This is a genomic window from Lysinibacillus sp. NPDC094177 (assembly GCF_050279145.1).
Taxonomy (GTDB): domain Bacteria; phylum Bacillota; class Bacilli; order Bacillales_A; family Planococcaceae; genus Lysinibacillus.
In genome coordinates this window covers 1-19,466 of sequence record NZ_JBNNTW010000008.1, presented here as the reverse complement: position 1 = coordinate 19,466, position 19,466 = coordinate 1, and the positions used below count along the sequence as shown (strand labels likewise).

The 19,466-nt window shown below is 36.6% G+C and carries 21 protein-coding genes; 15 read left to right on the top strand and 6 right to left on the bottom strand.

Translation table 11 applies throughout. The features are described 5' to 3' along the window. Positions 1–39: 39 nt before the first annotated feature. Together rplT and ACQKNC_RS14070 are read left to right on the top strand one after the other, a co-directional pair. Entirely contained in the window at positions 40–399 is a 360-nt protein-coding gene (rplT, locus tag ACQKNC_RS14075) for a 50S ribosomal protein L20 (RefSeq protein ID WP_049667524.1), read from the top strand. Positions 400–540: 141 nt separating this feature from the next. After that, the gene (locus ACQKNC_RS14070) at positions 541–801 is read left to right on the top strand and encodes a DUF1294 domain-containing protein (protein WP_427425460.1); all 261 of its coding nucleotides are present in this window, start codon (positions 541–543) and stop codon (positions 799–801) included. Positions 802–877: 76 nt separating this feature from the next. Here the strand turns inward: ACQKNC_RS14070 and ACQKNC_RS14065 are convergent, their stop codons facing one another. Continuing rightward, positions 878–1,273, bottom strand: a complete 396-nt coding sequence (locus tag ACQKNC_RS14065) for a hypothetical protein (RefSeq protein WP_053484957.1) — start codon at positions 1,271–1,273, stop codon at positions 878–880. 101 nt (positions 1,274–1,374) lie between these two features. Between ACQKNC_RS14065 and ACQKNC_RS14060 the strand changes: the two genes are divergently transcribed. Together ACQKNC_RS14060 and ACQKNC_RS14055 are read left to right on the top strand one after the other, a co-directional pair. Then, a complete protein-coding gene (locus ACQKNC_RS14060; protein ID WP_427425459.1) occupies positions 1,375–1,860 on the top strand; it encodes a dUTP diphosphatase in 486 nt (161 codons plus the stop codon). Positions 1,861–1,958: 98 nt separating this feature from the next. Next, a complete protein-coding gene (locus ACQKNC_RS14055; protein WP_100544875.1) occupies positions 1,959–3,047 on the top strand; it encodes a M42 family metallopeptidase in 1,089 nt (362 codons plus the stop codon). A 240-nt stretch (positions 3,048–3,287) separates the two neighbouring features. Here the strand turns inward: ACQKNC_RS14055 and ACQKNC_RS14050 are convergent, their stop codons facing one another. The 3 genes from ACQKNC_RS14050 to ACQKNC_RS14040 all read right to left on the bottom strand — a co-directional run bounded on the left by ACQKNC_RS14050 (position 3,288) and on the right by ACQKNC_RS14040 (position 5,573). Next, positions 3,288–3,854 (bottom strand): histidine phosphatase family protein, encoded by a 567-nt coding sequence (locus ACQKNC_RS14050; RefSeq protein ID WP_427425458.1) that lies wholly within the window; start codon positions 3,852–3,854, stop codon positions 3,288–3,290. 251 nt (positions 3,855–4,105) lie between these two features. Continuing rightward, positions 4,106–5,101 carry a serine hydrolase domain-containing protein gene (locus ACQKNC_RS14045; RefSeq protein WP_427425457.1) on the bottom strand — a complete coding sequence of 332 codons (996 nt, stop codon included), beginning with the start codon at positions 5,099–5,101 and terminating at the stop codon, positions 4,106–4,108. A 13-nt stretch (positions 5,102–5,114) separates the two neighbouring features. Next, entirely contained in the window at positions 5,115–5,573 is a 459-nt protein-coding gene (locus tag ACQKNC_RS14040) for a MarR family winged helix-turn-helix transcriptional regulator (protein ID WP_427425456.1), read from the bottom strand. A gap of 246 nt (positions 5,574–5,819) precedes the next feature. Between ACQKNC_RS14040 and argF the strand changes: the two genes are divergently transcribed. From argF to ACQKNC_RS13995, 9 genes are all read left to right on the top strand, one after another. Further along, complete coding sequence (argF, locus tag ACQKNC_RS14035) at positions 5,820–6,785, top strand: ornithine carbamoyltransferase (protein ID WP_427425455.1); 966 nt, start codon at positions 5,820–5,822, stop codon at positions 6,783–6,785. Positions 6,786–7,165: 380 nt separating this feature from the next. Then, entirely contained in the window at positions 7,166–8,065 is a 900-nt protein-coding gene (locus ACQKNC_RS14030) for a LysR family transcriptional regulator (RefSeq protein WP_427425454.1), read from the top strand. Positions 8,066–8,251: 186 nt separating this feature from the next. After that, positions 8,252–9,580 carry an LLM class flavin-dependent oxidoreductase gene (locus ACQKNC_RS14025; protein WP_427425453.1) on the top strand — a complete coding sequence of 443 codons (1,329 nt, stop codon included), beginning with the start codon at positions 8,252–8,254 and terminating at the stop codon, positions 9,578–9,580. Between the two features lie 46 nt (positions 9,581–9,626). Then, entirely contained in the window at positions 9,627–10,634 is a 1,008-nt protein-coding gene (locus tag ACQKNC_RS14020; protein ID WP_427425452.1) for an LLM class flavin-dependent oxidoreductase, read from the top strand. 13 nt (positions 10,635–10,647) lie between these two features. Beyond that, positions 10,648–10,920 (top strand): glutaredoxin family protein, encoded by a 273-nt coding sequence (locus ACQKNC_RS14015; protein WP_427425451.1) that lies wholly within the window; start codon positions 10,648–10,650, stop codon positions 10,918–10,920. A 15-nt stretch (positions 10,921–10,935) separates the two neighbouring features. Beyond that, complete coding sequence (locus ACQKNC_RS14010) at positions 10,936–11,760, top strand: transporter substrate-binding domain-containing protein (RefSeq protein ID WP_427425450.1); 825 nt, start codon at positions 10,936–10,938, stop codon at positions 11,758–11,760. Between the two features lie 21 nt (positions 11,761–11,781). Continuing rightward, positions 11,782–12,486, top strand: coding sequence for an amino acid ABC transporter permease (locus ACQKNC_RS14005; protein WP_427425449.1), 705 nt, complete (start codon positions 11,782–11,784; stop codon positions 12,484–12,486). A gap of 11 nt (positions 12,487–12,497) precedes the next feature. Further along, on the top strand, positions 12,498–13,205 hold the full coding sequence (locus ACQKNC_RS14000) for an amino acid ABC transporter permease (protein WP_427425448.1): 708 nt from the start codon (positions 12,498–12,500) through the stop codon (positions 13,203–13,205). Between the two features lie 33 nt (positions 13,206–13,238). Next, positions 13,239–13,751: an N-acetyltransferase family protein gene (locus tag ACQKNC_RS13995; RefSeq protein WP_427425447.1), complete on the top strand. Its 513-nt coding sequence runs from the start codon at positions 13,239–13,241 to the stop codon at positions 13,749–13,751. 60 nt (positions 13,752–13,811) lie between these two features. Here ACQKNC_RS13995 and ACQKNC_RS13990 read toward each other — a convergent pair whose 3' ends face one another. After that, positions 13,812–15,191, bottom strand: coding sequence for an FAD-binding oxidoreductase (locus ACQKNC_RS13990; protein WP_427425446.1), 1,380 nt, complete (start codon positions 15,189–15,191; stop codon positions 13,812–13,814). Between the two features lie 78 nt (positions 15,192–15,269). Next, positions 15,270–15,479, bottom strand: a complete 210-nt coding sequence (gene sspI / locus ACQKNC_RS13985; RefSeq protein WP_132357157.1) for a small acid-soluble spore protein SspI — start codon at positions 15,477–15,479, stop codon at positions 15,270–15,272. Positions 15,480–15,716: 237 nt separating this feature from the next. Here sspI and ACQKNC_RS13980 point away from each other — a divergent pair, with 237 nt between their 5' ends. Beyond that, entirely contained in the window at positions 15,717–16,238 is a 522-nt protein-coding gene (locus ACQKNC_RS13980) for a sigma-70 family RNA polymerase sigma factor (protein ID WP_427425445.1), read from the top strand. 190 nt (positions 16,239–16,428) lie between these two features. After that, positions 16,429–18,588: a bifunctional diguanylate cyclase/phosphodiesterase gene (locus tag ACQKNC_RS13975; protein ID WP_427425444.1), complete on the top strand. Its 2,160-nt coding sequence runs from the start codon at positions 16,429–16,431 to the stop codon at positions 18,586–18,588. Positions 18,589–19,466 lie beyond the last annotated feature (878 nt).

The window sequence follows — 19,466 nt, the reverse complement described above, 5'->3', positions numbered from 1 at the left end:
TAACATTCATTTTTAAATGAAAAGCAGGAGGTAATTCATATGCCACGCGTAAAAGGCGGAACAGTGACGCGCAAACGTCGTAAAAAAGTATTAAAATTAGCTAAAGGTTACTATGGTTCAAAACATACATTATACAAAGTTGCAAACCAAGCAGTAATGAAGTCAGGTCAATATGCATACCGTGACCGTCGTCAGAAAAAACGTGATTTCCGTAAATTATGGATCACTCGTATCAACGCAGCTGCTCGCATGAATGGTCTTTCATACAGCCGTTTAATGCACGGTTTAAAAGTTGCTGGTATCGAAGTTAACCGTAAAATGTTAGCTGACTTAGCTGTAACTGATGCAGCAGCATTCACTCAATTAGCTGAATCTGCTAAAAAAGCAGTAGCTAAATAATTTTTGACGAAGTTAAAAATTATTTCTGCACCAAAAGCGAAGCGACAGGTGCAAAATTTTTCACAAGACTGATGGATTTATCCGTCAGTCTTTTTTGTGTTAGAGTAGTAGTAAATAGTAAAAATAAAGGAGTACTCAACAATGGGGCAAGCATTATTGGCCTATATGGCAGTTGTTTCTATAGTTCTGCTCATTATGATGGGCATTGATAAATCAAAAGCCAAAAAGCATGAATGGCGTATTGCAGAACGCACATTATTTACATTAGCAATTACTGGAGGGGCAGTAGGTGGCGTGCTAGGAATGTATTTATTCCGTCATAAAACACGCCATAACAGCTTTGCATTTGGCTTCCCACTGCTAGCAGCTATTCAATTTTTTATTCTAGTACAATTATGGTGATAAATCGCAAGAACAATTCGATAAAGCTTAAAAATGTTCCGATAAATTACGAAAACATTCCGATAAAAAAACATCCTCATGATGAGGATGTATTGTGCATAAGCTTTTCAATGGGTTGCTTCCAATTTATTTTTGCGCTCGGATAGTTCAAAAGGATTTCTTGCTGAAGGTATTCGAAGTCTCTTTTCGTAAAACCTTGCAGTGTAGCGGCATCTCGGGCGCCAACAAAAATCGTAACAACCTCGAAAGCATCCTCAGTAGTGCCGAGGTATTTTTCACCTTCGAAAAGAGCACCCTTATAAGAGATAAAGAAATTTTTTCGGACATTTTTGACGTCATCATAAAAATAATATTGGCCTTTTTCATAGGCTTCATCAAGTTTTCGCTTAGGATCGGTTATATAACGAATCGCTTTATAAAATACATAGATAATAAGCGCAATAACAGCAAGACGAATAAGTAACGGCAACATTTAATTTCCCCCTTGAAGAAAGGTTATTCCTTCCTATACGATTGTAGAGGGCAATTAGTTTCACTTTTTATAAATATTTTTAAGGAATTTAGGAGAAAAAAATGAATTTACAACAACTATTTAAAATGCAAAAAGAGCTTGATGATTTCATCGAGAATACACAAAATATTAAACGTGATGTGTTTAAAGAAAAAGGTTTAGCCTTAATGGTAGAGCTAGCTGAACTCGCAAATGAGACACGTTGCTTTAAGTTTTGGAGCACAAAGGGAGCCTCAGAGCGTGATGTAATTTTAGAGGAATATGTAGATTCGATACATTTTATATTATCACTTGGCCTATTAAAAGGTTATACAGCGATAGAAAAATGGCCTGTGATTAAAGAGAAGAGAGATTTAACAGAGACATTTTTAATGACACAAGACTATATTTTAAGTTTTATTAGTCAGCCAACAGAGGATAGATATTTAGAGATCTGGCAATGCTATGGATTACTTGCGTTTAATTTAGGCTTTTCGTTTGAGGACGTTGTGACGGCGTATATAGAGAAAAATGAAGAAAATTATAATCGTCAACGTTCAGGATATTAAAGTGTAAGAAATACACCAATTTTCTGACGATTAAGCTAGGAATATTTCGGTAAACGAAGTATAATAGAGAAGATACAAGAGTCAGGAGGCAAAAGAAGATGACACAACTAGATCCAACATTACAAATGTTTAAAGATTTAACAGATGCGAATGGTATTGCAGGCAATGAACGTGCACCACGCGAGGTCATGAAAAAATACATTGGACCATATGCAGACTTAGTTGAAACAGATAATTTAGGTAGCGTCATTGCTAAAAAAGTAGGCGATGAAAATGGTCCTAAAATTATGGTTGCAGGCCATTTAGATGAAGTAGGCTTCATGGTTACTCAAATCGATGACAAAGGGTTCATCAAATTCCAAACTGTAGGCGGCTGGTGGAGCCAAGTTATGCTTGCACAGCGTGTAACAATTACAACACGTAAAGGCGAAGAAATTATTGGGGTTATTGGTTCAAAGCCACCTCACATTTTACCAGCAGATGTGCGTAACAAAGTGGTAGACATTAAAGATATGTTTATCGATGTTGGCGCGGCTTCAAAAGATGAAGTGCTTGAATGGGGCGTACGCCCTGGCGATATGGTAACACCATATTTCGAGTTTAATGTGATGAAAAACGAAAAATACTTATTAGCAAAAGCATGGGATAACCGCATTGGTTGTGCAATTGCAATTGATGTTATGAAAGCATTGCAAAATGAAAAACATCCTAACATCCTTTATTCTGTAGGGAATGTCCAAGAGGAAGTAGGGCTTCGTGGCGCGAAAACTGCTACGCATAAGATCCAACCAGATATCGGCTTTGCTGTCGATGTAGGTGTAGCAGGAGACACACCAGGGGTAACTGCAAAAGAATCAACTAGTAAAATGGGCGCTGGTCCACAAATTGTTGTTTACGATGCATCAATGGTTTCACACCGTGGCTTACGCGAATTCGTATTAGATGTGGCTGATGAGCACAATATCCCATATCAATTCGAAGCAATGGCTGGTGGCGGTACAGACGCTGGTTCTATCCACGTAACTGCAAATGGTATACCTGCTCTATCAATCGGTATTGCAACACGCTACATCCACTCACATGCAGGCATTTTACATCGTGATGATTACGATAATGCTGTAAAACTAATGGTGGAAGTTATTAAAAAATTAGACCGTGATGCAGTCAATAAAATTATTTTTGACTAATATTGCTGAAAGAACTAAATAATTGAAATACTATTGTATTGCCTTCTAACAGAAATGTTAGGGGGCTTTTTGCGTTGGCTAGACCAAAGAAATAGATCAGTGTTGAAGTTGATACGGGAAAATTAGCAATTCAAGCTCAAAAGGAAGAACTTGTGTGCAATTTTACGAACAAGCCCTAGATTGATATGTGATGGTCAATTATTTCGTTTGTTTAAAAGGAGATAAAAGCCCTTAGTTAGTCTATTCCCATATTCTTTGTACTAGTTGTAGTTTTTCCTTTGAAAATACTAACTTGTATATGTCTGGTTTTGAAGTGTTTTTCCAAAAATCATATCCGTATTCTTTATTAAAATAATTCATAATAATAGTCATAACATTTCCATGAGTTCCTATAATAATAGTTTGTGTCTTATAATTATTTAGAAGGTCATTTATTATAGGAATAGCTCGATTTTGGACGTCTCTTACTGATTCTCCACCCGATAATTTAAAATCAATATCTTCAAAGGATTTTTTTATTGCCTGTTGTATTTCTTCTTCTGGTAATTTATAAGCACCTTTTAATTGCCTTTCCCTTAATTCTTCAAATACCTTCACTTCTATATTTTTAGAATCGACAATTCCCTCGATTGTTTGAATTGCTCTTATATAGGGACTTGATACTACTAAATCAATCTTCTTCTCATTCATTATTGCCGTTACTTTTTTTGCGTCTATTTCACCTTGGTTGGATAGTTTTCTCGTTCGTTCTTGACCAATAATAAATGGTGATTCTGCATGTCTTATCATATAGATAGTGGTATCCATTTTTCGATCCCTCCTCACATTTATTCAATAAGTCTGTCCTCTCTTAATTGACTGAAAATTTTTATTTGTAAAGAAATTATAACATAGCAAAGTATTGATTGGTATTTAATTGGTAAAAACTAACGAGCTTCTTATTGAGGTAGGGTATATAAATCAGCCCCCAAACTTAAATGTTTGAGGGCTGTTTCTAAATATCTATCGATAAAATCACGACTATCTTTCGATAAAAAGTAGAGCATTTCATAAAGTTTCTATTTAACCTCTAAAAGCTGTAATATATCTTTTCCGATTTGCCCAGGGTTTGACGCCAATATAGGAGAGCGATAATTTGATAGAACAACGACGCCTATTTGTTGTGTTTTATCAAACCCTAAATAACTAGAGAAAGCTTTCGTCGAACCGTTATGCCAAATGATATTGTCATCGAGTTGCCACCCTAGACCAATACCTATATTTTCTGAAAAAGTTTCAGTAGCTTGATGTGTTAATGTATAACCTAAATTTTCATCACTTAAATGTGCTTTCATAAATTTTAAAAGATCATTGACAGTTGAACGGGCTGCCCCTGCTGCCATAAATTCATTCATTTGGAGCGGTGGCTTTTTATGTCCAAGGATAGTGTATCCTTGCAATACTGCATCTGCTTTATCAGAAGGGATAGAGATAAACGTATTTGGCATTTTTAATGGATCTGTTAATCTTTGTTTGATAGCTGTTTCGTAATCAGTGTGCAGTGTATTGGCTAAAATATATCCTAAGAGCCCCATTCCTACATTAGAATATCTAAATTTAACTTTTGGCTCGTTTGTGTGCGTTTTAAAATAATGTATAGTCTCGTCTAGTGAATATTGACAAAAAGGATCACGAGGTGTTTGTGCGTCAAAAATATTGTAAATGTTCTTCAGCACACCTATTCCTGGTAGTCCAGAAGTATGATTGGCTAAGCGTTTGAGTGTGACAGGGTGATTATCGGGAATTGCTGAAAAGTATTTGCCGATAGAATCTTCTATATGGACGTGTCCTTCCTGTATCATTTCCCCTAATATTGATGTAGTAAAAACTTTAGAAATCGATCCAACTTCATATATATAAGGTTTTTTTTCCAGCATAAAATTAGAGCCACCGAAAGTAAAAGTAGCTTCTTGGTCTTGATAAATGATACCTATGGATAAAGCAACATTTGGACGAGTTTTTATATAGGGATAAGCAATTTTAAATATGTCCTTTTTTAAATCATGTAAATCCACAATAATACCTCCATTAAGAACGCTTATTTTTTTCCTGCTCCTCTGAAATAATAGAATGTAATTTCAAACGTATGTCCTTTAGTTGTAACAAGTCCTCTCTATTGAGCTTTGTATAATATTTATAAATAATAGAAAGCTCGATTTCTTCTAGCTTTTGAAAATAAAGATGACCTCGTTCATCTAGTACTATAATAACCTCTCTACGATCCTTTTTACTCATTGTTCTTTTTATATAACCTTCTTGCTCCAGCCTATTTACTAATTGGCTAACAGCACTAGCAGATGTCCCCATTAACTTTGCTAATTCATAAGTTTGGAGGGGACCTTTCGTCTGAAGAAGACTTAAAAATACTACTTGTTTTGTTGTTAACGTTTCATCGAACAACGAGGAAAATTCTTCGGTTAACATTAAATTGGTTTCATATTCAACTTGATTAATTTCATTAACAAGATGTACCAATTCCTTATCCATATATTTTACCACCTAAATAATTAATATATATTAATTATAAATATGTATTAATAATAATGCAATTTTCTTAAATGTACGATTGAGAATGAATTGTAGAAAATATGCACAAATATTTGATTAGTCGTGATTTTGTCATATTTAAAGATAAAATTCTAATTTTTAAAAATAAACATAAAAATTCAGTTGATTTTATATTTATGCATTGTTATACTAAACCCAACAGCAACTAAACAAGGAGCGAAGGCTATGAAATTACTCGAGGAAGTACAATTAAAGTTAGTGTCTAGCTTAAAAGGCAAGGACTTATTAACCTTGCTAGACTATACAAGTGAAGAGGTTCAGCAGTTAGTGGAGCTAGCGACACAGTTGAAAATGATTACTAAAGAGGGAAAATGTCCGAAGCTATTAGAAGGTAAGACACTCGGCATGATTTTTGAAAAACATTCAACTCGTACTCGTATTTCATTTGAAGTAGGTATGAACCAATTGGGTGGAAAAGGCATGTTTATGCATGCTCGTGATTTACAGATTGGTCGCGGTGAATCGATTTATGATACAGCACATGTGTTATCAGGGTATTTAGATGGTATTATGATTCGCGCGAACTCACATGCAATGGTGAAGGAGCTTGCAGAGAATGCATCTATACCGGTTATAAATGGACTAACGGATATTTATCACCCATGTCAAGCTTTAGCGGATTTAGAAACAATCATTGAAAATAAAGGTAAACTAAAAGGACTAAAAATTGCATATGTTGGAGATGGCAACAACGTGGCGCACTCATTAGTAGTCGCTTCTGCGCATGTGGGTATGAACGTGGCAGTGGCAACACCAGTTGGTTATGAATGTGATGCAGAAGTAATCGCAAAAGCACAGGCTATCGCAGCAGCAAATGGTAGCACAATTATGATTACAAATGATCCTGTAGAAGCGGTTTTAAACGCGGACGTAGTATACGCTGATGTATGGACGTCAATGGGGCAAGAAGAGGAAACGGCAAAACGTCTACAAGACTTTGAGGGTTATCAAATTAATGATGAGCTTGTCGCATACGCAAAACCGAATTATATGTTCCTACACTGTTTACCAGCTCATCGTGAAGAGGAAGTAGCGTCATCCGTTATTGATGGTCCGAATTCCTACATCTTTGAGCAAGCAGAAAACAGACTCCATGCACAAAAAGCGGTGCTTGCATCAATTCTAGGTTAATGAAATGAATGAAACTTTTCGAGCAAGCTAATGCCATGCACAAATTTGCTTTATGGCATAATGCTTATCAGTTCGAGTAGTAATATACAGAGTTCACATTGGCAACAGGGGGTGTCAATGTGAATAACATAACAGTGGTGTACAGACAGAGGGATGTAAGCCACGCGCGATGTATGTGATCAAGATGGATGACCACATCGCTACATAATAAAGTAACCTGGGAGACGCTGGGTTACTTTTTTCTTGTTACGCTACTTTAGCGGATTTTTTATTTCAAATACATGATGAAAATTTAATACCTAGTTTTCCAATCTTTTATAGAGAATAAAAACGATTATCTATATAATTAGGATAAATAAGTATTTTGAGGAGGGCTCCAGTTGAACATTGACCATATCGAAGCATTTTTATATGTAGTGCATTATAAAAGTATTCATAAGGCCGCAAATGCATTGTTTTTATCTCAACCGACTGTAACAGCTCGTATTAAATCATTGGAGCGAGAGTTAAATGTAGAGTTATTTCACCGCGATGGGCGCAGTGTAATATTATCAGATAAAGGTAAGGACTTTGTACCGTTTGCGACACAGATTGTGCAAACCTTCCAACAAGGAAAGAAACAATTAGAGGAAACGCAGGAGTCTGATGAGGTGTGCATTGGTACAAATGGAGTCACAGCACAATATTTTTTAGCTTACGCATTGCCAAAATGGAAGAAAGACTTTCCTCATTTGCGTTTTCAGATCATGACAGGTTCAACAGCAGTGGTTTTAGAGAAACTGCAAAGTCATCAAATCCATCTTGGTCTTATTCAATATGTGCATAGCGAAGGAATTTCCAATGAGCTATTGCTAGATAATGCAGTTAAACTTGTGATGCATCGTGATCACTCCTTTATACAACATAATCTAATTAAAGCAAAGGAACTGGCACAACAGAAAATGGTGTTTTTTGAATGTGGGGCTTTTGATTGGAATTATGTGCATAAAATGTTTGAGGTAGAGGGCGTATCAGCAAATATTGAAGTGCGAACGGATCATTTAGAAGTAGCGAAAGAATTTATCCGTACGAAAGAGTATATGAGCTTCTTACCACATCTCTGCGTAAAAAAAGAGCTTGAAAGTGGTGAATTTGTTGAGATTGATGTTAAGCATTTACTTGATATGAATCAACACATTTTTTTAACGTATAAAAGTAAAGAGACGCTGGCACCAGCCTTCTGGAAAACAATATTAGAAACAGCTGACCGATTTGAAAGTTTTCAAGAAAATCTGAATTGATAAAATATTTTTTAAGTCAGTAAATTTTTTTCTATTATGTAGACTATTGCAAATTGTATAAATGGACTGTATTATCTTCCTTAACCCTATTTTATTTATGGGCAACCATCGATAAAATATTTTTTTAACTATAAAACATACTTAACCACTATGTTTAGTAAAAATAAAATTTGAGGAGGAATAAATATGGTGAGACAGGACAAAATTCGATTTGGGGCTATTATTCATGGTGTAGGTGGCAATATTTCAGGTTGGCGTCATCCTAAGGTGGCTAGTAATCAGAGTGTAAGCTTGCCGTTTTATATTCAACAAGCACAAAAGGCGGAGCAGGGGAAATTTGATGTTGCTTTTATTGCAGATGGTTTGTTCATCAATGAAAAATCGATTCCTCATTTTTTAAATCGTTTTGAGCCAATAACAATTTTATCGGCGCTAGCAGTAGCAACTAAAAACATTGGGTTAGTAGGTACTGTATCAACCTCCTATAGCGAACCATTTACAGTGGCGCGCCAATTTGCCTCTTTAGATCATATTAGCGGGGGACGTGCAGGTTGGAATGTTGTAACGACACCATTAGAAAGCACAGCCTTGAACTACAATAAAACAATTGAGCAGCATCCAAGTCACGCAGAGCGCTATCAAATTGCTGAGGAATATTTAGAAGTGGCAAAGGGCTTGTGGGATTCATGGGAAGATGATGCTTTCATTGCAGATGTAGAAAATGATGTATTTTTCGATCCTGATAAGCTGCACACATTAAATCATAAGGGCAAATATTTTTCAGTACAAGGTCCGCTAAATATTGCACGCTCTAAGCAGGGGCAGCCCGTTATTTTCCAAGCAGGTTCTTCAGATGCAGGCATTCGATTAGCGGCAAAGGATGCAGACGCAATTTTTACACATGGTGCGTCGTTAGAAGAATCACAGAAATTTTATAAAAGGGTAAAGACTGAGGTTGCAGCATTTGGACGCAATCCAGATGAAGTTAAAATTTTCCCAGGAATCTCTCCGATTATTGGTGATACGCTTGAAGAAGCGGAAGCAAAGTATCAGGAAATCGTTGAGCTTGTTTCGATAGAGCGTGCACTTGCTTATCTTGGTCGATATTTCGATCATCATGATTTTACACAATATGATGTAGATGCACCGTTTCCAGAGCTTGGTGATATAGGAGCAAACAGCTTTAGAAGTACGACAGATTATATTAAAAAATATGCCAAACAAGAAGGACTAACATTGCGACAAGTTGCTTTACGTGAAGCAACCCCAAAAACAACGTTCTTTGGTACAGCAGAGCATGTTGCTGACCTCGTGCAGGAATGGTTTGAGCAAAAGGCGGCTGATGGCTTTATTATTGGCGTTACTGTACCAGGAGCACTTGAGGATTTTGTAGATAAGGTTGTGCCGATTTTACAAGCAAGAGAGCTATACCGTGAAGAATATGAGGCAGACACATTACGTGGTAACTTAGGCTTACCATTTAAAGAAAGCCGTTATGTCAAACAGTCTGTCTAAAAACCTAGTAAAAGTATATGAATAAATATAATTAAGGAGGCAAAATATGAGCTATTCATTAGGCATATTAGATCAAAGCCCTATTATTGAGGATGCTACAAACGAGCAGACCTTACAAAAAACAGTGGCTCTAGCACAAAAAGCAGAGCAATTGGGCTACTCACGTTTTTGGGTGTCAGAGCACCACAATACAGATACATTAGCGGGGTCATCTCCAGAGGTATTAGTTTCTTATCTCCTTGCTAAAACAAAGTCTATCAATATTGGGTCGGGTGGAGTGATGCTACAGCACTACAGCCCATACAAAGTAGCGGAAAATTTTCATGTTCTCGCATCGTTGGAACCAGGGCGAGTTGATTTAGGCATAGGGAAAGCACCGGGCGGTTTGCCTCTCTCTACGAAGGCATTGCAAAATGGCACGCTCAATAAAGGCGAAGATTTTAAAGAAAGATTAACATTTTTACAGCAATTAATTGAGCAAACAGTACCAGCAGAGCACGAGTTATTTGGAGTACAGGCAACACCGATTCCAAAGGTAAAGCCAGCATTATTCTTACTTGGGGCTAGTCCACAAAGTGCCGCTCTTGCAGGCACACTAGGCATTGCGTTCGTCTTTGCGCAATTTATTAATAGTGATAATGACGTGTTAGCACAAGCAGCTGCAGCCTATCGCAAGCATCATCCAAACGGTCATTTTGCCGTCTCCATGGCAACCCTTGCAGCTCCTACGAAAGAGGAGGCAAAAGAGCTAATTGGTAATCAAAAAATTACGAAGGTGCATTTAGCAAGTGGCAGAAGCCTAACATTACAATCGGTAGAACTTGCAGAGAAATTTGGTCAGGAATCTGGAGAGTCATTTACGGTGAAGCAATATGATGCAGATATTTTATATGGTACTCCGGAAGATATTAAAACGATCTTAGATGACTATCATGTGCGCTATCAAATCGATGAGTTTATCTTGCATACACCTGTTTTGAAAGAATTTGAACGGGAACGATCATTTGAGCTATTAAGTCCAGTCTATTTACAGCAAAAGGAAGCGGTAAGCTAAGGAGGAAATGAATATGGCAAAAAATATAGATGTAATTGTTTGGTCAAAGGAAGGCTGTAGTTATTGTGAGGAAGTGAAAACATATTTACAACAACAAACTATTTCTTACAAAACAGTGGATGTAACACATAATGACGCATTCCGTGACATCCTTGAAACAAAGTATGGTGTCCGTTATGTTCCGGTTGTCGAAGTTGGATCAAATGGTGTCTTTAAAGCAGTAACAGAGATTGGACTAGAGCATTTAAAAGCAGCACTTGCTGCTGATATACCGTCGCATGCATAAGGGGAGAGGGATTCTATGAAAAAATTATCATGTTATTTACTATTGTTACTAGCTTTACTTTTAACAGCTTGTACAAGTTCTGAAAAGTCCGAAGGGGATACTAGTGAAAATAATGCAGCACAAGGTGGAAAGGGTGTTCAAAAAATAATTGTTGGTACAGGAACCCAATTTCCAAATATCTGTTTCATTGATGACAAGGGGAATTTAACAGGCTATGATGTGGAGCTTGTTCGCGCTATTGACGAGAAGCTACCAGAATATGAATTTGAATTTAAAACAATGGAATTTTCAAATTTATTACTAAGTTTAGAGACAAGGAAAATTGACTTTATTGCTCATCAAATGGAGGTCAATAGTGAACGAGAGGAGAAATTTCTCTTTAATAAAGAGCCTTATAACGTATTCCCATTGAAAGTAACAGTCAATGCAAAAAATAATTCTATTCAATCCATTGATGATTTGAAGGGGAAAAACGTTAGTGTTTCACCAACGAGTAATTCTGCTGTCTTTCTCGAAAAATACAATAAGGAGCATAATTTAGGTGCTAATATCGTGTATTCGTCTGGCTCGGTCGATGTTCACAATCAACTAGCGACTGGTCGAATCGATGCAATCATTACAACACCATTTGCAGTGAAGTACTATAACGAAAGTAATAAAGCACAGGAAAAGGTTGTAGGAGATTCTTTGTTAAATTCAAAAGTTTACTTCTTATTAAATAAAGATGAAGTTGTCTTACAGGAGCGACTTGATGATGCCATTCGAGAATTAAAGGCAGAAGGTGTTATTAGTAAGCTAAGCAAAAAATGGTTAGGTGACGATTATACGGTGGATTTCTAAACAGGAGAGGAAGAAGGAAGTATGGCTAATGACTTTGACTTCACGCTAATTGCAAAAGTACTTCCTATATTGCTTCAGTATTTGCCAGTAACACTCGAAATTTTAGTGTTTGCCATTCTTTTTGGCATGCTACTTGGTATAGTGATCGCTATACCAAAGCTGCTACACATACCAGTTTTGAAGCAAATCATAACGATTTATATTTCGTTTATTCGAGGTACGCCGATATTAGTACAATTGTTTTTAGTGTTTTATGGTATACCAGCATTATTAAAGCTTGTGCATATTGATGTAACAAGAATGGATGCTATGTATTTTGTAATTATTACTTATACTTTGAGCAATGCCGCATCGTTTGCTGAGATTTTTAGAGCGGCTATTTTAACGGTGGATCGTGGACAAATGGAGGCAGCTTGTTCAGTTGGATTAAATGGAATACAGTCCTTTCTACGTATTGTTCTCCCTCAGGCGATTCGTGTTGCCTTTCCAAATATGACAAATACGATGATTAGTTCATTAAAGGATACCTCTTTAGCATTTTCAATTGGTGTTATGGATATGGTGGGACGTGGCGAAACACTTATTGCTTCAACGACAAGGGCGCTGGAGATATATTTGGCGCTGTCCATCGTTTACTATGTCATTGTTATGCTGTTAGAAAAGGTATTAAAGCGCAATGAACGGTATCTTAATCGATATATGCCAAAGGAAGCTACTTCTAGCTAGGGGGAAATGCTATGACTATAGATATTGCTTTTATTTTTGAAGCTTTAGTAGAAATTAGTAAAGTTTTGCCGTTAACTTTGTTCATGACAGTTACGCCTGTCTTATTGGGCATTTTAATCGGCATAATAGTTGCTTTTGTTCGGATACAACAAACAAAAATTCTCGCACCATTGTTGAATTTTTACGTTTCTTTTTTCAGAGGCACACCAATTATTATGCACATTATGCTTGTTTATTTTGGCATACCAATTGTAGTTGATGTCATTGCAAAAGCTTTAAAGTTAGAGTTTCAATCTAGCTCTATCCCTATTTTATTTTTTGTTATTTTGGCTTTGGCGCTAAGTGCAGGAGCGTATGCCTCCGAAATAATTCGGTCTGGTATTTTAAGTGTACCTAAGGGACAACTAGAGGCAGCTTATGCAGTAGGCTTAACATTTTCACAGGCGATGCGACGCTATATATTACCCCAAGCATTTAGTAAATCCATTCCTAACTTCACAAATGTCTTTATTGGTTTCTTACATGCCACGTCACTAGCTTTTTTTCTTTCAGTTAAAGAGTTAACAGGAGTTGCGAATATCGTTGCTTCTATTAATTTAAAGTTTTTGGAGGCATTTATTGCCGTTGGGGTAATTTATTGGAGTGTTTCAGCTATCGTTGAGTGGTTTGCACATCGTATTGAAAAAAGAGTAACTGCCTATAGTAAGGGAGGCATTTAGAAACAGTAGATTAAATAGAAAGGAGATTGAACGATGACAGTAGCTGAAATAGTGATTGAACATTTGAAAGAGGAAGACTATGCACGGTATTTAGAGGTTCTAGTAGAGAGTTATGCGCAATATGAAAAAGAATATGTAAACCCAGAGAACTGGGCTTCGTACTTAAGTGATATTCGGGCATCTGTTGGTAATCCTAATGCAGAAACAATTTTAGTGGCAAAGCGAGGCGATGAGATTTTAGGGGGACTGCAATTATTTACAGATTCTGAAAAAGCATATGGTTTACCAGAGCTTAACATAAAGTCTACTATTGTGCGCTTACTTGGCGTGCATCCTAAAGGAAGAGGGCTAGGTGTTGCTAAAAAATTATTGCATGAAAGCTTTGCCTTTGCACGCAATCGTCATGACCAAGCATTATATTTGCACTCAGGTGATATTATGCAGGCTGCTATTAATCTTTATTTATCGCTAGGCTTTGTAAGAGATGAATCGAAAGAATTTTATAAGGGAGATAAGCTCGTAAAAAGTTTCCGCTATGATTTATAAAAATGAACCCGTTGATATTAGACATCAACGGGTTCCCTATGTTTGAAAGTAATAATGAAATTACATGTTGAAAATTTTCCCTGGATTCATAATATTATGAGGATCAAGTGCTGCCTTTATGCTCTTCATTACTAAGAGAGATGTTCCGTGCTCTGTAGACTGATATTTCATTTTTCCAATACCAACACCATGTTCACCAGTACAAGTGCCACCACGAAGTAAAGCAAATTGGACAATATGTTCATTGAAACGGTTGGCTTTTGCTTGCTCCTCAGCATCGTTTGGATCTAACATTAACAAGGAATGGAAGTTACCGTCTCCAACATGGCCTATAATTCCTCCTGCAAGGCCAACTTCCTCAAGCTGTTCACGCGCGTATAAAACGGATTCAGCAAGCTTAGATATCGGCACACAAACATCAGTCGACATAAGCTTTTTCCCTGGATAGGCATGGATATATGCATAGGCCAATGAATGGCGTGCCTCCCAGAGCTTATTCCGTCCTGCATTGTCTTGTTCAAATTCAACCAAAAGACTACCAAAGTCCTCAAAAATTTCTCTAGCAAATTCTATATCGGCATGCATACCTGCTTCATTTCCGTGGAATTCTAAAAATAGTGTTGGTTTTTCATCATAGGACGTTTCATTATAAATATTTGCTTGTTTGATAGAGGCTTCATCGACCAGTTCAACACGGCCAATTGAAATGCCCGCTTGTAGCAATGCGGTTACTGCACTGACAGCATCGCCAACTGTCGCAAAAACTGCACGTCCCGCCGTGACAAATTCGGGTATACCATAGACTTGTAAAGTTAACTCTGTAAAGCAACCTAGCGTACCCTCGGAGCCAATGAAAAGGCCATTCAAATGATAACCAGAAGAAGATTTTGCTGCTAAGCTACCGGTATGAATGACTGAACCGTCAGCGAGTACAACCTCTAAATCTCGTATTTGATCGCGCATGACACCATAGCGCACTGCTGTTGTCCCGCTGGCATTAGTTGCGGCCATTCCACCAAGTGTAGCATCAGCACCAGGGTCAACTGTGAATTGAAGTCCATGTTTTTTTAATTCTTTATTCAATTGGGCACGTGTGACACCCGGTTGTACTTTCACAAGCAGGTCATCTGGTCGAATTTCTAAAATAGTATTCATTTCAGAGAAATCGATAGAAATGCCATTTGCAATGGGAATTGCATTTCCTTCCAAGCTTGAGCCAACACCAAAAGGTACGACTGGTACACGTTCCGCATGCGCAATTTTCAAGATGGCACTGACATCGGCCGTAGAACGAGGAAAGACAACGATATCTGGTAAGCTCATTGTATGATGAGATTCGTCCCTTCCATGTAGCTGTCGCACCGTTTCGTTTGTTGACACCTGTTCTTCAGATAATACCTTTTTTAGTTGATTAACAATTAATTCTACAGCAACAGTCATTCCAATCCCTCCTAATTTTCTGATAAATTAAACTTTATCATGCATTTATTGGAAATGGAATGAACTGTCTATAAAAAATTAGTGAGCAAATGCTTTTTCTAGTTTTTGAACAAATGCATCCTGCTCAGTAGGACTAGATTGCTGCCACCATTTTTCGAAAAACACACCAAGCCCTGGAAGTAAATGTTCTTCACCACGGCTAATTGCATCCTCGACAATATCCTTAAATTCGGCCGCGGATTGACCATGTACGTTTGTCGTAATCGCATCTCTTATTTGAAAATTCATCTATTTCGCCTCCTTAGTAGTAATTTGTCCAACCTTTTAAGAAATATGTATAGAATTACAGTTAAAACATATGATTTTTGAAATATCATACTGTTGTTGTGTATAAATATTAAAAACGATTTATAAAAACTTTCTGATCATATTGACAAAAGAGCTATTCGACATCCACGTAGTATAATAACTAAGATAGAGGCACCTAGGAATAATGGACTGTGCACAGTCGACAGGACAAATAGGATGAAAACACAGCATAATATACAGTTATCGCCCGAACAACCATTTGATGAAGTGTTAGAATTAGTCCAGCCGATGATAACGTCGATTTTGTTAAAGTGCCATATTTATAAGGATTATGAGTATTATCGTCATATAGCATCCATAGCCGTGTGGGATGCTTGGCGCAAATCGGATCAATCAAAAGGTGTGTTTTCTGCTTATATTTATACAACCGTTAAAGGAGAAATTTTAAAAGAGCTTTCAAAGGAAAAGAGTTTTGAAAATATTAATACACCTATGGATAATGAAACGATTAATTATTTTCGAGAACATGAAATGAGTGTAAGAAATCCAACTTTTATAGAATGTATAATGTCTCATTTGAAATTTGAAGAAAGAAAAATATTACAACTTTTTTATGTAGAAGGATATAGTTACTTGGAAATAGCTAAAGAGCTAGGTTTATCTATGGATGCAGTTAAAAAAAGACGCACAAGAATAATGATTAAGCTGCGCGAGTTGTTATATTCTAAAGATGAATAGTGCAATAAAGCATCAAAGGTATGCTAATATCGATGAATATTAGCATACTTTTAATAATTACATACAACTTCCAATGAAAATGCTATGATTTGTAAGAAGTCAAAAAAATATACAAGTTTTAATTTGTTATTTCGTTTAGATAGATAATATTACCTATCTAATTTGATATATATTAGGTGGAGGTTTTCTGTTGGAGAATAGGTTGGATCAATTAGAGATAGAAAAGAAAGAGATTTGGTATATAGTATTGCCATTATTACTAGTCATGCCGCTATTAAGTTTAAGTAATCAAGTATTTGGTATTTTTGAGGAAGAGAGATACAGTTTGAACTTGATTATACACATTTTAATTATTGTTTTTACAATGGCAATCGCTATTCAATCGTGGCTTGTTTTTTCATATTTATTAACAAATCAAACATTATACATAGGTAATTTATTTTTTATTATTGCCTTGTTGGAAACAGTAAGCTTAATTATTTCTCAATTTCCAACGGGAGAAACAAAATATATGGAAACATGGTTGCATTTAATAATGCGTTTTTGCTTATCAATCGGTTTCCTCTTTATAATTTTAAAACCAAAAAAACGCTTAACGATAAATGATCGTATTTATACATATGGCAGTTCCCTATTATTTGTACTATTGAGCCTTTTAATAGTTTATTTCTCTGCAAAATATTTTTTACATGAAGAACAAATGTTGTTTAAAGTTAGCGCTATTGTTCATTTATTGTCTGCTGTCTTACAAGGAGCAACGATAGTAATTTTAAGTAAGTATATAAAAAAGATGCCCAAACGGGTTATCTGGCTTATTAGTGCAGCAATTTATTTAATTATTAGTGATATTTTCTTTGTGGTCCTCAAAGATTTGAAAGCAATTTGGGGCTTTACAGCATTAATTTATCAATTTTTTGCATTCTTCTTTTTCTTAAAAGCAATTTACTATACAACTGTTGAAAAACCATATAAGCAACTTTTAATAATAAAGCGAGACCTTGAGTATTCTCAGAAGGAACTTAATTTTCAAGCTTATCATGATGATATTACAAAGCTTCCAAATGAACATTTATTATTGAAAACCTTAAAAGAGGATTTACATGCCAATAGTCATCAAAAAGCAATCATTGCGATTGAGATTGATCGACTTACAGCTATCCGTTCATCTATAGGTATTAGCTATTCTAATACAATGATGAAGCTTGTGGCTGAGAGAATACAAGCCATATTACCTCCTCATTACTTTGCTACAAAGCTTCATGAGGGGCAGTTTATTATTTATATTAATCATGTGAAGGCAAGAGAAGAGTTGTTACAATTTTGCTTAAACTTGAAGAGTGCTATGAAAAAACCTTTACAAGTACAACTATTTTCACTCAATGGGAATCTTAATATTGGAATTGCCCTGCATGAAGAAAATTACTCAGGTGAAGAACTTTTAATGCATGCTCAGATAGCTATGAAGGAAGCGATTCAAATTCCCCAAAGAGTTCTTTTTTATAAGTCACATATGTCAAATGGCATTGCTGATCGTATATTGATTGAGCAAGAGCTCCATGAAGCATTAGCTAATGAAGAATTTTACTTGGAATTTCAGCCTCAAGTAAATTTGAAAACTAGTGAAATTGAATCGGTAGAAGCGCTAGTGCGTTGGTGTCATCCAACCCGTGGATTTGTTTCACCTGAGTTGTTTATTCCGGTTGCTGAAGAGTCTGGGCTAATTATTCCTTTAGGGAAATGGGTTTTAGAGACAGCGTGCTCTCAAGCAAAGACATGGAAAGAGCAAGGTTTGCCACCAATGAAGGTAGCTGTTAATTTATCTATTGGTCAACTATTCCAGCAAGATTTTGTGCATATGGTGCAAGAAATTTTACAACGTACAAATTTAGAATCAAAATATTTACAATTAGAAATTACGGAAAGTATGACGATGAACATCGATCAAATAACACAATTACTTCATGAACTAAAGGCAATTGGTATCCAGATTGCTGTGGATGACTTTGGGACAGGGTATTCGTCGCTTTCTTATTTAAAAGATTTTCCGATTGATTGCTTAAAAATTGACCGGGCGTTCGTTCGAAACATTCAGCATAATCCAAATGATGAAGCGCTCGTTTCTATGATTTTATCAATGGCGAAGCATTTGAGATTAAAGGTTGTTGCTGAAGGAATTGAAGAAGTGGAGCAGCTTGCTTTCCTTATTAATGGTGATTGCGATTATATACAGGGCTATTTATTTAGCAAGCCTATTTCTGCTGAACAGATATCCAATACCTTTAACGAGTTACACAATCGAGCAAGTGATATTTTAACAGAGTTTAAATATGCAGAGGATTATGTCATTTAAAGTTAAATCTTAATTTTGGCGATATTTGAGGTTATTAATTTCATTAAGCAGTTATTAGTATTTGGATAAAATGTTAAAAAATCCATTCGGAAGGGCGATTTCCGTTCCAGGCTACTCGCTTTGTCGCTGACGCTTCGCTTTCGCGCAGAGCAAAGCTTCCTGTGAGAAGCGCCGAACAGCTTCCTTCGCTTTGTTGTTGTTGTCGCTACGTTACTCTTCAGAATAGACTTATAACAGTTAAGGCAATTTATATCTGTTGCCGTATAAATATTATTGTAGTTTTGTCACTAAAATTAAAGTGACGTGCAAGAAGATACACACTATGCGGAGTGTTTGATTGGAGTGGAGACTGGGCGACTCCTTGGGGATCAGTGATAGGGGAATAAAGGCTAAGAGCATCACATCCTGTGATAACGCCTTCGTGACCAACGTCGGTGCTGTTGCTGTCGCTACGTTGCACTACGCTTTCGCACAGACAAAAACACTTTGCTGACGCTGTGTTAGCACTACGCTTTCGCGCAAAAAACATCTGTTGGCCCGAGACCCCTGGAGCGAGCAGGCAGAGGAACGAAGGCTAAAAGCATCACGTCCTGTGATAACGCCTTCGTGACCTACATCGTGTAGGCCCAAGCGGCTCATCGGACACCCCCAGGAAAGCGCCAGGCCGGAAAGGAAATCAAACTCTCAATGCCATACTTTATCTATTAGGAATTTTATTGATATAAATAAACAAGAAAACTGCTTACTTCATCACAGGAAGTTGAACTGCACCCCAATTGTTAAACACATCTAACAATTGGAGGTGCAGTTTTTCTATGGCTAAATATACTGTAGAAGATAAATTACAAGCAGTTGAGCGTTACTTAAATGGAAATGAA

Coding starts and splice junctions, on each gene's coding strand:
- ACQKNC_RS13990 (WP_427425446.1), bottom strand. CDS start 15,191: ATGACTGTTGCTGTAGAATTAATTGTTAATCAACTAAAAAAGGTATTA.
- rplT (WP_049667524.1), top strand. CDS start 40: ATGCCACGCGTAAAAGGCGGAACAGTGACGCGCAAACGTCGTAAAAAA.
- ACQKNC_RS14025 (WP_427425453.1), top strand. CDS start 8,252: ATGGTGAGACAGGACAAAATTCGATTTGGGGCTATTATTCATGGTGTA.
- ACQKNC_RS14000 (WP_427425448.1), top strand. CDS start 12,498: ATGACTATAGATATTGCTTTTATTTTTGAAGCTTTAGTAGAAATTAGT.
- ACQKNC_RS14005 (WP_427425449.1), top strand. CDS start 11,782: ATGGCTAATGACTTTGACTTCACGCTAATTGCAAAAGTACTTCCTATA.
- ACQKNC_RS14015 (WP_427425451.1), top strand. CDS start 10,648: ATGGCAAAAAATATAGATGTAATTGTTTGGTCAAAGGAAGGCTGTAGT.
- ACQKNC_RS13995 (WP_427425447.1), top strand. CDS start 13,239: ATGACAGTAGCTGAAATAGTGATTGAACATTTGAAAGAGGAAGACTAT.
- ACQKNC_RS14070 (WP_427425460.1), top strand. CDS start 541: ATGGGGCAAGCATTATTGGCCTATATGGCAGTTGTTTCTATAGTTCTG.
- ACQKNC_RS14040 (WP_427425456.1), bottom strand. CDS start 5,573: ATGGATAAGGAATTGGTACATCTTGTTAATGAAATTAATCAAGTTGAA.
- ACQKNC_RS14065 (WP_053484957.1), bottom strand. CDS start 1,273: ATGTTGCCGTTACTTATTCGTCTTGCTGTTATTGCGCTTATTATCTAT.
- ACQKNC_RS14020 (WP_427425452.1), top strand. CDS start 9,627: ATGAGCTATTCATTAGGCATATTAGATCAAAGCCCTATTATTGAGGAT.
- argF (WP_427425455.1), top strand. CDS start 5,820: ATGAAATTACTCGAGGAAGTACAATTAAAGTTAGTGTCTAGCTTAAAA.
- ACQKNC_RS14060 (WP_427425459.1), top strand. CDS start 1,375: ATGAATTTACAACAACTATTTAAAATGCAAAAAGAGCTTGATGATTTC.
- ACQKNC_RS14055 (WP_100544875.1), top strand. CDS start 1,959: ATGACACAACTAGATCCAACATTACAAATGTTTAAAGATTTAACAGAT.
- ACQKNC_RS14010 (WP_427425450.1), top strand. CDS start 10,936: ATGAAAAAATTATCATGTTATTTACTATTGTTACTAGCTTTACTTTTA.
- ACQKNC_RS13980 (WP_427425445.1), top strand. CDS start 15,717: ATGAAAACACAGCATAATATACAGTTATCGCCCGAACAACCATTTGAT.
- sspI (WP_132357157.1), bottom strand. CDS start 15,479: ATGAATTTTCAAATAAGAGATGCGATTACGACAAACGTACATGGTCAA.
- ACQKNC_RS14050 (WP_427425458.1), bottom strand. CDS start 3,854: ATGGATACCACTATCTATATGATAAGACATGCAGAATCACCATTTATT.